Source organism: Nitratireductor rhodophyticola (assembly GCF_019891355.1).
In the GTDB taxonomy this organism is placed as follows: Bacteria; Pseudomonadota; Alphaproteobacteria; order Rhizobiales; family Rhizobiaceae; genus Nitratireductor; species Nitratireductor rhodophyticola.
Map to the genome: position 1 here is coordinate 1 of NZ_JAHSSF010000003.1, position 11817 is coordinate 11817.

The 11817-nt window shown below is 61.3% G+C and carries 8 protein-coding genes; 1 reads left to right on the forward strand and 7 read right to left on the reverse strand.

Going from position 1 to position 11817, the window contains the following annotated elements:
* Nucleotides 1-383: 383 nt before the first annotated feature.
* Nucleotides 384-2321: a M23 family metallopeptidase gene (locus KUG85_RS11045; protein ID WP_223005279.1), complete on the forward strand. Its 1938-nt coding sequence runs from the start codon at nucleotides 384-386 to the stop codon at nucleotides 2319-2321.
* Between the two features lie 8 nt (nucleotides 2322-2329).
* Here the strand turns inward: KUG85_RS11045 and KUG85_RS11050 are convergent, their stop codons facing one another.
* From KUG85_RS11050 to prfA, 7 genes are all read right to left on the reverse strand, one after another.
* A complete protein-coding gene (locus tag KUG85_RS11050) occupies nucleotides 2330-3889 on the reverse strand; it encodes an MFS transporter (RefSeq protein ID WP_223005280.1) in 1560 nt (519 codons plus the stop codon).
* 79 nt (nucleotides 3890-3968) lie between these two features.
* Nucleotides 3969-5471, reverse strand: coding sequence for a L,D-transpeptidase (locus KUG85_RS11055; protein WP_223005281.1), 1503 nt, complete (start codon nucleotides 5469-5471; stop codon nucleotides 3969-3971).
* Between the two features lie 129 nt (nucleotides 5472-5600).
* The gene (locus tag KUG85_RS11060) at nucleotides 5601-5966 is read right to left on the reverse strand and encodes an MmcQ/YjbR family DNA-binding protein (RefSeq protein WP_065818258.1); all 366 of its coding nucleotides are present in this window, start codon (nucleotides 5964-5966) and stop codon (nucleotides 5601-5603) included.
* A 23-nt stretch (nucleotides 5967-5989) separates the two neighbouring features.
* A complete protein-coding gene (clpB, locus tag KUG85_RS11065; RefSeq protein WP_065818257.1) occupies nucleotides 5990-8611 on the reverse strand; it encodes an ATP-dependent chaperone ClpB in 2622 nt (873 codons plus the stop codon).
* Between the two features lie 214 nt (nucleotides 8612-8825).
* A complete protein-coding gene (locus tag KUG85_RS11070; RefSeq protein ID WP_255606379.1) occupies nucleotides 8826-9524 on the reverse strand; it encodes a DUF4167 domain-containing protein in 699 nt (232 codons plus the stop codon).
* Nucleotides 9525-9842: 318 nt separating this feature from the next.
* A complete protein-coding gene (gene prmC / locus KUG85_RS11075) occupies nucleotides 9843-10727 on the reverse strand; it encodes a peptide chain release factor N(5)-glutamine methyltransferase (RefSeq protein WP_223005282.1) in 885 nt (294 codons plus the stop codon).
* Nucleotides 10720-11799 (reverse strand): peptide chain release factor 1, encoded by a 1080-nt coding sequence (gene prfA / locus KUG85_RS11080; protein ID WP_223005283.1) that lies wholly within the window; start codon nucleotides 11797-11799, stop codon nucleotides 10720-10722. Before prfA ends, prmC begins: the two co-directional genes overlap by 8 nt.
* Nucleotides 11800-11817: the final 18 nt, after the last annotated feature.

Here is an 11817-nt window from a genome sequence, read left to right on the forward strand (position 1 = left end):
CCACATCCGCATAGTGTCAACGGCGAAATCCAACTTTTTTGAATTTTTTGCGACACGATTTTCGAGCCGTGGATATGCGCTCCCCGAACGCGCTTTCGCACAGGTGTTGCCATTCATTACATCGTCACATTAGAGTCGAATTTAATGAATAGACGCGGGATGTGATTTCATTGAGCGGCAGCGTGCCGATAACGCATTTGGGCGCTCTCTATATATTGATCAGGTATTCATGCGCGTGAGGGTTGGGGAGAAACCTCTGTCATCGTTGTTCTCCGATGCAGCGTTGAATCGCGTTATTTGCCTGTTCGCCGGAGCCAGGCGCATCTTCGCGCGCGGCTCAGCAGTTTGGGGGACAAGACCATGACACCAGGGCGCCATCGGCAATGAGCAACAACACGCATCTGGAACAGGCCATTGGCGAAGACGCCCCCCTGATCGCGGACGGGCGCAGCGGCCCGCCCGACCGCCGCGAAATCTCCGCGCGCTGGCTCATCGGCACTTTTCTGACCGGCGTGACATCGACAGTGCTCATGGGCGTCGCACTCTCCGCAGCCCTGGACGGAAGGCAGCAGCTTGCCACACCGCCGGAGATCGCCCTTCTCGGCGAGATCGCAGACCCTGCCGGCGAAGCCGCAAAAACCGCGCGCCTCGTCACGCCGCATACGATCAGCCGCGGCGAAGACAGACGCATGATGGAAGTCTCGACGGTCATGCGAAGCGGCGACACCGATGTCATCCGAACGCTGCCCTTCGTCCACGCCAAGATGGCGCTGACAGCCAATCATCCAACGGAGAAGGACTATCCGCCCTTCGACCCGCTTGCCGTGTTCGCCGAAAACGGAGCCACGAGCACCGCACGAACCGGCCTTATCTACGGTGCCAAGGTCGAGAGCGAGGTCAGCCTCAAAAGTCATGATTTTCCGCTTCGCTCCTCCGATTTCAGTTCGGCCCGCAGCCTGAGCACGGAGGAGGTGGAGGTTGCCGTACGCAACACGGGCGCAATCCTGACCGACGGTGACGTGCAGGTCGCGGCGTTGCACTATGTGGACCCGCAGCGCTTTGGTGACACATTCTCCACACAGGCACTCGCAGCCTTCAGCGCGCGCGTCATACCCGAGAACGTCTCCATAGCCCCGCGAACGGCCCGGGAAACCGCACCCGAGTTCGCCGAGGACCTGATCCCCTTCCGCACCGAGCGTGCGATTGCCGAAGTCTTTGCCCAGTCGGGCTACAGGGGCAACGATGTGGACGGGATGGTCGAAGCGATCACCAAGCTGCTCAATGCGCCCGACCTTAAGGCCGGCACGCTGCTGCGCGTGGGCGTCGAGATGCGCGGCGAGCAAAGCCGCGTCGTGCGCACGAGTGTCTATGAGGGCAGGAAGCATATCGTGACCATCGCCCTGGACGATCGCGATCAGTACGTGCCGGCAGAGGAGCCGGAGATGAACCCCGTTCTTCTTGCTGCGCTCGACCACCCGACCGCGCCGCGCCGCATGCCGCGCGCCGATCTGCCCCGGGTCTATGATGGCATCTACCGCGCCGCCTACGCCTATGGCCTGACACCGGAGATGACCAAGCGCCTGGTGAAGCTTCTGTCCGCGGATGTCGATTTCCAGTCGCGCCTTTCTCCCACAGACAGGCTCGAAGTGTTCTTCTCTGCACCTGACGCGGAGAAAAATGCCACCGACCAGTCCGAACTGCTTTACGTCAAAGCCAGCTTTGGCGGAACGACACGCACATTCTATCGCTTTCAGTTTGAAGACGGGACCGTCGATTATTTTGACAGCGAGGGCCGCAGTTCGAAGCGTTTCATGTTGAGAAACCCTGTTCCCAACGGCCGTTTCACATCTGGGTTCGGAATGCGCCGGCACCCGGTGCTGGGGTATAGCAAGATGCATACGGGCGTCGACTGGGGCGCGCCCCGCGGCACACCGATCATCGCTGCCGGCGACGGTGTGGTGGAGAAGGCCGGCTGGGCGGGTGGCTATGGCCGGCAGACCATCATCCGCCACAACAACGGTTTCAAGACCTCCTACAACCACCAGAGCGGGATTGCCAAAGGCGTGACAGCCGGCGCCCGCATTCGCCAGGGTCAGGTGATCGGCTATGTCGGCGCCACCGGCCTGGTGACCGGCAACCATCTTCACTACGAGATGATCGTCAACGGCACCAAGGTTGATCCGATGCGCGTGCGGCTGCCTGACAATCGCGCGCTCAAGGGCGAAGACCTGCTGGCCTTCGAACGCGAGCGCAGCCGCATCGACGAGCTGCTGAAGGAAAACGAGGATGCTCCGCTTTCGGTGGCATCGAGCGGAAGCTGATCGCCGGGTCAGTCCGCAGCGGCATCGCCTGACGGTTCGTCCGACTTCGATTGCTGGGTGAGCCAGGCAACAAGCGCGGAAGCCACACAGAACGCACACATTATCCAGGCAATGCCCGAGAACGCTGCATCGCTTGCCGTGACACGGGCCGCCTCCAGCGCTTCGGGCAGCGGCGAACTGGTCGGCTCCCCATACCCGGGCACAAGCGCCCTTTCCGACCCCACTGCGCTGGCATAGCGATGCGCCGCAAAGGCCCCCATCGCCGCAACGGCCATCAGGCCCGCGATGCGCGATATGGCGTTGTTGATGCCTGAAGCTGCACCGGTGTCCTCATCGTTCACCGAGGTCATGACCGCCGTGGAGAGGGGTGAGACAACCAGCGCCATTCCCAGCCCCATCAACACCATCATCGGAAATGCGCCCGACCAGAACCGGTGAATGCCCGCGCCCGAGATCGCCGCCAGCCCGCCAAAAGCCAGTGCCACGACAAGGCTGCCCGCCGTTATCGGCAGGCGGGGTCCGACAGCGTCGGACAAACGGCCGACGGGCCCCGACAGGCCGGCAATGGCGACTGACAGGGGAAGAAAGATAAAGGCGGTCGTGGCTTCTCCCAGCCCCCAGCCCGCAATCAGCAGCATGGGCAGGTAGAAGAGGATGCCCGACAGGGCGAAATAGAGGACAAAGGTCGCAATGTTGGCACCTGAAAAGGGCACGATGGCAAACAGCGACAGATCGATCATCGGCGCCTTGCGCGACCGCTCCCAGGCAACGAAGCCGACCAGTAGGATTGCTCCAAGGATCAGGGGCAGGGTCGCAGCGGACCCACCGCCGCTCCCGGCGTTTTCAGCGGAGAGCGTGGTCAGGCCATAGGACATGGCGCCAAAGGCAAGCGTTGCAAGCACCGCTCCCGCGACATCCAGTTTTCGATCACCCGTCGGCTGATCCGCCGGCACACGCAGAAGCATCGCGACAGCAAGCACACCGAGCGGCAGATTGATCGCAAAAATGACACGCCAGGCAGCATCACCGAAGACCGACAGGAGCAGACCGCCAAAAACCGGGCCGATCGCCGTGGTCAGGGCGGAAGATGCCGCCCATATTCCAATCGCCCTGCCCCGTTCCCCCTTGGGATAGGCCTTGGCGATGATCGCCAGACTGCCCGGCACCATGAATGCCGCACCCACCCCCTGGACCCCGCGCGACAGGATCAGGGTGCTGGCCGACGGCGCGGCGGCGCACGCCATTGAAGCCAGGGTGAAAAGAACGATGCCCGCGATGAAGGTCTTTCGCAGACCAAATTTATCGCCTGCTCCGCCACCGACAAGGATCAGAGCCGCCAGCGCCAGTGCGTAGGCGTTGGAAATCCACTGCGCATCGGCAAGAGACGCGCCAAGATCGGCGCGCATCGCTGGCATGGCGACCGATACGACAGACCCGTCGATGAAGCCGAGCGCCGATGCCAGTATGGCAGCGAGCAGCACATAATGCCGCCGCGAGGCCGGGCAAAACGTTCGCTCTGCCGCAGCGTCAAGGGCGAGCTCCGACTCTATTTCGCATGGTCCCTGCATGGGGACGGAGCGTAGCCGCCAAACGCGGTCTCATCAATCAATCGGGACGGCGCACCGTCGCAATCTGCATCAGCCTCACCTACTCGGCAAAGGTTACGGTGACTCCCGGCTTGACACGCTTCGCCAGTTCCTCGGCATCCCAGTTGGTCAGGCGGATGCAGCCATGCGAAGCCGTCTTGCCGATCTTGGAAGGATCGGGCGTGCCGTGAATGCCGTAGGTCGGCTTGGACAATGCAATCCAGACAGAACCGACCGGACCGTTGGGACCAGGCGGTATGGTCAGGACCTTGTCGTTGTTGCCCTGTTTGAAGTTGATTTTTGGATTGTAGGTGTATTCCGGATTGAGGGCGATCCGTGCCACGGTATGTGTTCCCGTTGGCGAGGGTGTGTCGGATGAACCGATCGTCGCGGGATACGCAGCGACAAGCTGGCCATCTTCATTATAGGCACGCAGTTGTTTCGCGCTCTTGTCGGCCACGATGCGGGTGACGGCCGCCTTCATGGGTTTCCCGACATTGACCACCCTGATGATCGTCCCCGGTCGATTGAAATTCGCGTCCGGGTTAAGCGCGGTCAGATACTTTTCGTCCATATGGAAACGCTCTGCCAGCATCTCCACAACGGAGGTATAGGACAGCGCGTCGAGCTGGGCCTTGTGCGCATAATCCGCCGGAATCGATGCAACATAAGGCCCTGCGGCGTCCTCGGCAGTGATGGTGTACTCCTTGAAAGCCGGGCCGCCGGTGCGCTCCAGCTCCGCCTCGATCCATTCCTTGTCGTAGGTCCTGAGGGTTTGCCCCGTGATCTCGCGATAGGCCCGGATCGCCTTGTTCACATTGTCGCCGGTGTGGCCATCGATCACGCCGGGTGAGGCACCGACACGATCGAGCAGCACCTGGAACCGGGTCACATCCTCGCTGACACCGCGCGGCATGACCACAGCGCTGTCCTTTGGCAGCGTCGGGGTGCCGGACGCATTGCCCGATCCGGAGCTGAAGCCGGTGTCCTCGTCGGGGATAGCCGCCATACTGTCACGGGGATCTGGCGCGTCGAGCGGCGCACGTTCGATCGGCGCGCGCCCATAATTCGGAGCCTCGGGATAAACATTGCGGTCGTCGTATCGAGGAGCCTCGTCATACGACCGGTTCGCATAGGGATCAGAATAGCGATTGTCGGGCGCATTGCGCGCCCTGCCGCGATCGCGCCGATAACGGTCGACCTCGCGCGGATCCGAAAAATCATAAACCTGGCCGTTGAATTCGCGCGGGCGCGATGGCCGGCGCTCATATTGCCTGTTGCCTGGTGCCGGCGGGCGGATTTCAACCACCTCGCCAGTAAAGGCATCGACGATGATTTCGCGGCCGTACTGATCGATGTAGACATCGAAATCGTAATTCTGCGCGAGTTCTATGGGCGCTTCTGCGGGCTCGGCATTGAGCACCGTCTGGTTGCCTGCAACGTCACTGGCCGACTGGAATATCTGACCGTTGCGCCGTGTCTCAACCTCCGGCATCGCGGCCCAGGCAGCCGTAGGCCCCATGACCAGGCACAAAGCGGTCAGCAAATTCAGTTTCACGTTCATCGCCCCTCGTCTCATCCCACACGGATAGGCTGTTCGCCCGCCGGCGATTCGCCCATTTGACGAATGATTTACCATAGGAGATGAACCGGACGTGAAGATGGCGGCAGTTGTGGCATTTTCGCGGCAGGCTCAGGCCGTATCGAGCCCCAGTTCCCGCCTGAGCTTTCGGGTCAGGCCCGAAGCCACGATTCGGTGGCTTTCAGCCAGATAATCCGCAAGCGCATCATCATCCATCGTTTCCCCTGTCTGCCGCTGGATCCACTTCATGCCGCGAGAAGCCAGATAAGGCGCGGGACGCAGACCCGGCTGCTCCCGGAGCACGTCAAACGCCATATCTGAACACTTAAAGGAGACGGCAAGGTTTCCCTGACTGGCCTGACTGCCGATGGCGAATACCTTGCCGCCCACTTTCCAGACATGTGAGCCACCCCATTGAACAACATGGGTGGTGTGCGGAAGGGCACCGCAAACCGCGTTGTATCTATCGATCTGCATGTGCCCTCCCCGGCTTTGTCGCGTTACGCCGCCTGTTCCGCCCGCTCTTCAAGAGATGCTTTGCGCGGCCGAAAATTCAGCCGATCGGAACCCGCCGTAACCTTCACGGTGGAGCCATCGAAGATCTCACCCTGGAGAATCTTCTCGGCCAGCGGATCCTGAAGCTCTTTCTGGATCACGCGTTTTAGAGGACGCGCACCATAGGCGGGGTCGTAGCCCTTGTTCGCCAGCCAGTCGATTGCCTCGCCGTCGAGATCGAGGGTGATCTTGCGGTCTGCAAGCAGCCTTTCCAGACGCTGCAACTGGATTTCGACGATCTGGCCCATATCCTGCCGGCGCAACCGGTGAAAGAGGATCACTTCGTCGATCCGGTTGAGGAATTCAGGCCGGAACGAAGCCTTGACCACATCCATCACTTCGCTGCGCACCTTGTCGACATCATCGCCTTCGCCGAGATTCACGAGGTACTCGGAACCGAGATTCGATGTCATGACAATCAGCGTGTTGCGGAAGTCGACCGTGCGGCCCTGACCATCCGTCAGGCGCCCGTCATCCAGCACCTGCAAGAGCACGTTGAACACGTCCGGATGCGCCTTTTCGATCTCGTCGAAAAGAATGACCTGATAGGGCCGGCGGCGAACGGCCTCCGTCAGAACGCCCCCTTCCTCATAGCCGACATAGCCGGGAGGCGCGCCGATCAACCGGGCCACCGAGTGCTTCTCCATGAACTCCGACATGTCGATGCGCACCATGGCCTGCTCGTCGTCGAACAGGAAACTGGCGAGCGCCTTGGTCAGTTCCGTCTTGCCAACACCCGTCGGGCCGAGGAACATGAAGGAGCCGATCGGCCGGTTCGGGTCCTGCAGGCCGGCGCGGGCACGGCGTACAGCCTTGGAGACAGCCTGAACCGCCTCGCCCTGGCCGACGACGCGCCTGGCCAGTTCGTCCTCCATCCGCAGCAGCTTTTCACGCTCGCCCTCAAGCATCTTGTCGACCGGAATGCCGGTCCAGCGCGAGACGATATGAGCGACGTGGTCGGGCTTCACGGTCTCCTCGACCATGCCCGTAGCACCTTCTTCTTCACCCTGGGCCTCGGCCTCGGCGAGCCTCTTTTCCAGTTCCGGAATCTGGCCATAGGCCAGCTCGCCGGCGCGCTGGAACTCACCCTTGCGCTGGGCGATAGCCAGCTCGTTGCGGGCCTCGTCGAGCTGCTTCTTGAGGTCAGCGGCAAGGCCGAGCTTGTCCTTCTCGGCCGCCCACAGGCTGGTGAGCCGCGCCGATTCCTCCTCGAGGTCGGTCAATTCCTTCTCGAGCTTCGCCAGACGGTCCCTGGACGCTTCGTCCTTTTCCGCCTTAAGCGCTTCCCGCTCGATCTTGAGCTGCATGATGCGCCGGTCGATTTCATCGAGTTCTTCCGGCTTGGAATCCACCTGCATGCGCAGGCGGGATGCCGCCTCGTCCACCAGGTCGATGGCCTTGTCGGGCAGGAACCGGTCGGTGATATAGCGGTTGGAGAGTGTCGCGGCAGCGACCAGGGCCGAGTCCGAGACCCGCACCTTATGGTGCTGTTCGTACTTCTCCTTCAATCCACGCAGGATCGAAACCGTATCCTCGACGGTTGGCTCGCTGACGAAAACCGGCTGGAAACGGCGCGCCAGTGCCGCATCCTTTTCCACATGCTTGCGGTATTCATCGAGCGTCGTTGCACCGACGCAGTGAAGCTCGCCGCGCGCGAGGGCCGGCTTCAGAAGGTTGGAAGCGTCCATGGCGCCATCGGCCTTGCCGGCCCCGACGAGCGTATGCATCTCATCGATGAACAAGATGATGTTGCCGCTGGCGGCCGTCACCTCGGACAGGACAGCCTTCAAACGTTCCTCGAACTCGCCGCGATATTTCGCACCGGCGATCAGCGCGCCCATATCGAGCGCCATCAACTGCTTGTCCTTCAGCGATTCGGGTACGTCACCATTGACAATGCGCAGCGCGAGACCTTCGGCAATGGCCGTCTTGCCAACGCCCGGCTCGCCGATCAGAACGGGATTGTTCTTGGTGCGGCGGGACAGCACCTGGATCGTGCGGCGAATCTCGTCGTCGCGGCCAATCACCGGGTCGAGCCTGCCAGCGCGAGCATCCGCGGTCAGATCGCGCGCATATTTCTTGAGAGCGTCATAGCCCTGCTCGGCGCTGGCCGAATCGGCCGTGCGGCCCTTGCGAATGTCATTGATGGCCTGGTTCAGCGCCGTCGGCGTGACGCCCGCCCTGGACAGGATGTCTGCTGTTTTGGCGGATTTTTCCACCGCAAGCGCCGTCAAAAGGCGCTCAACGGTGACGAAACTGTCACCGGCCTTCTTTGCCAGTTCCTCGGCAGTTGAAAAAACCTTTGCAAGGGGCTGGGCCATGTAGAGCTGGCCATTGCCGCCTTCCACCTGGGGCATGGCTTTCAGCGCCGCCTCGACGCCGAGGCGCACGTCTTCGGCGCGACCGCCGGCCCTTTCGATCAGGGAGGCAGCAAGCCCCTCTTCATCGTCAACAAGCACCTTGAGCAGATGCTCCGGCGTAAACTGCTGATGGTTGCTGGTGAGTGCGAAAGTCTGTGCGGCCTGGATGAAACCGCGCACCCGCTCCGAATATTTCTCAAAGTTCATAAGTGTCTCCATTTCCCTGCCGGCCTGCTTTGCAGCACCGGCAACGACCAATGCGACGGGCTCCCATAAACCGTGATCGGATCAGATTATCACGGTCTTCTGTGGCAAGCCCAACTGTTTGGGATATGGGAACATATCCCTATCGGCACAAGATGGAGATCAAACGAAAACGGCGGGGAAGCCCCGCCGTCGATGTGTCGTTATGTCAAAATGCTCAGCCCTGAGCGGCAATCTCTTCAGAAACCGCTGCCGAGGCTGCAGTTTCGCCGCTGTCGCCGCCTTCGGCGTCCTCGGTCTTGCGGGCACGGGTGCGGCGCGGGCGTTTGGCCGGCTTCTCGCCTTCCTGACCTTCTTCGCCATCCTCCGCCTTTGCAGCGGCGGGTTTGCGCCCGCGGCGAGCAGGCTTTGGCTTCTCGTCTTCAGCGCTACCGTTCATACCGTCGGCGGCATGACCGTTGCCGGCATTCGCATTGCCTTCATCGCCATTCAGCGCCAGCTCTGCCGGCACACCCTTGATTTCGGGCTGCGGGCCGGAGCCATCTTCGACGCGTTTCTGGCGCTGGGGCTTCTGATTACCGCCGTTTGCCTCCGCGACGTCCTGGTCGTCACCGTCAACATCAGAATCCTCGCGATTTTCGCGCGTCTGCTGCTGTTGCTGAAGCTGGGCCTGGGCTGCAGCGATAATGCGATTGTAGTGTTCCGCATGCTGCAGGTAATTCTCGGCCATCACGCGATCACCGGAACTCTGCGCATCGCGCGCCAGCGTAGCGTATTTATCTGCCACCTGTTGTGCGGTTCCGCGGATTTTTACGTCCGGGCCATTGCTCTCGTAGCTGCGTGCTAACGGATTTGGGCCCTTGCGGTTGTTGTTGCCGCGACCGCGCATGCGCCTGTTCTGCTGTTGTGGCCTCATTCGACTCTCTTGGTTTTCGAGACTGCTTGTTCGAGACAGATTTTTTGAAACGATACTCTTTCAGATAGCGGACGACGGCGGGAAGCCAGCAGTCTCACATCTCCCCTTGGCTGTACGCCGCTCCGCTTGACGCGGGCGCCAATGCCATAGCTGTTCCGCTTCATATCAGTTGCCGGACAATCCCCACAATGAAGCAGAGGCGTAAACGCCTTTCACGACAGCTGGTCCTCGGGAACCGAATCGATAACGGTGCTGTCTGCTTCGTCCCATCCGGTAGCCGGAACCTAGCGGCATTCTTTTGCAATGCCAAGCTTTTTTTCAACCTCGTTCACGAGCTGTTTCCAGAGCAAAAATCAACACCCGATCGTGCCCGGCGAGGTCTCGGCCAAGCTTTTTGAAACGGAAGCCCTGCTCGGCGAAAAGCCCGGTCACACTCTCCCTTTGGTCATGTCCGATCTCTACGGCCACGGTTCCACCGACCGCCAGATGGCTGGCGCACTCAGCGGCAAGCCGCCTGTAGGCATCCAGACCGTCTTCGCCGGCAACCAGTGCGCGGCGCGGGTCATGCCCGCGGACCTCTATGGCGAGGTTGTGCCAGTCGTCTTCCCGAATATAGGGCGGATTCGAGACGATGAAATCGAAACGTCCGTCAATTTTTTCAAACCAGTCGGACAGACGCGTCTCAAACCGCGCCCCGCAACCATTCATATCGGCATTTGCGCGCGCCGTTGCAAGCGCATCAGCGGAAATATCCGCGCCGACGGCGTGCGCCGCAGGCAAAACGCTGAGCAGGGCAAGGGCGATTGCACCGGTTCCGGTTCCCAGATCGAGAATGCGCCAGGGGCGATCCTCGCCGCCGAGCCGGCGCGCTTCTTCCAGAACGAGGTCGACGAGCGTTTCTGTGTCCGGGCGCGGTTCCAGAGTTTCCCTGGAGAGCTTCAGATCCAGTCCGTAGAACTCCCTGTGACCGATGATGCGATGCACGGGTTTGCCGGCAATGCGCTGCTCGACCACCTGCTCTGCCAGAGCGCGCTCAGCGTCGGTAACGGGCCTTTCAGGCCGTGATACGGCGTCCAGCCGCGTGGTTTGCGTGACATGTTCGACCAGAAGACGCGCGTCGAGTGCCGCTTCGCAGATACCTGCGTTTGCCAGCCGCTCCCGCGCCCACGCCAGAAGCGCCCCAAGCGTCTGCGCGTCAGCCATCCGCCCCGGTTTCCGCGAGCAGTTTTGCCTGATGATCGGAGATCAGGGCATCGATCACCTCGTCGAGATCGCCTTCGATCACCCGGTCAAGCTTGTAGAGAGTGAGGTTGATGCGATGGTCCGTAAGACGCCCCTGTGGGAAATTATAGGTGCGAATGCGTTCGGAACGGTCGCCCGTTCCCACCTGCAGACGCCGCGCTTCGGAACGCTCGTCAGCCGCCTTCATGCGCTGCATGTCAAAGAGGCGTGCGCGCAGGATCTGCATGGCGCGGGCCCGGTTCTGATGCTGAGACTTCTCCGCCTGCAGCACGACAATGCCCGTTGGGATATGGGTGATGCGCACCGCCGAATCGGTGGTGTTGACGTGCTGTCCGCCCGCTCCCGAAGCGCGCATCGTATCAATGCGGATGTCGTCGGGCTTGATATCGACGTCGATATCTTCGGCCTCCGGAAGCACTGCAACGGTGGCGGCAGAGGTGTGAATGCGCCCCTGCGCTTCCGTCGCCGGAACACGCTGCACGCGATGAACGCCTGATTCGAATTTCAGACGCGAAAACACGCCGCGACCAGAAACGGTGGCGATGATTTCCTTGTAGCCACCGGCCTCGCCCTCGCTGGCCGAAACCACCTCGACCCGCCAGCCCTTCTCCGCGGCGTAGCGTTCATACATGCGGAACAGATCGCCTGCGAAAAGGGCCGCCTCGTCGCCGCCGGTACCCGCACGGATTTCGAGAATGGCGTTCTTGTCGTCGGCTTCATCCTTCGGCAGGAGAAGGATCTGCATCTCTTCGCCGAGTGTCTCGATGCGTCCCTCGACGTCCTCAAGATCGGTCTCTGCGAGCTCGCGCATTTCCTTGTCGGTGGCCGGATCGGCAAGCATCGATTTGAGATCATCGAGTTCAGCTTCGGCCTGGCGCAGCTCGCGAATCTTGCCGGCAACTTCCTGCAGTTCGGAATATTCGGAAGCAAGCTTCACATAAACATCGGGTTCCGGCCCGGCCGCCATCTGCGTTTCGATAAGCTCGAAACGTTTGAGAACCTGGTCCATGCGGTCGCGCGGCAAGTCGGTCATCGACGGGAAAGCCTGTCA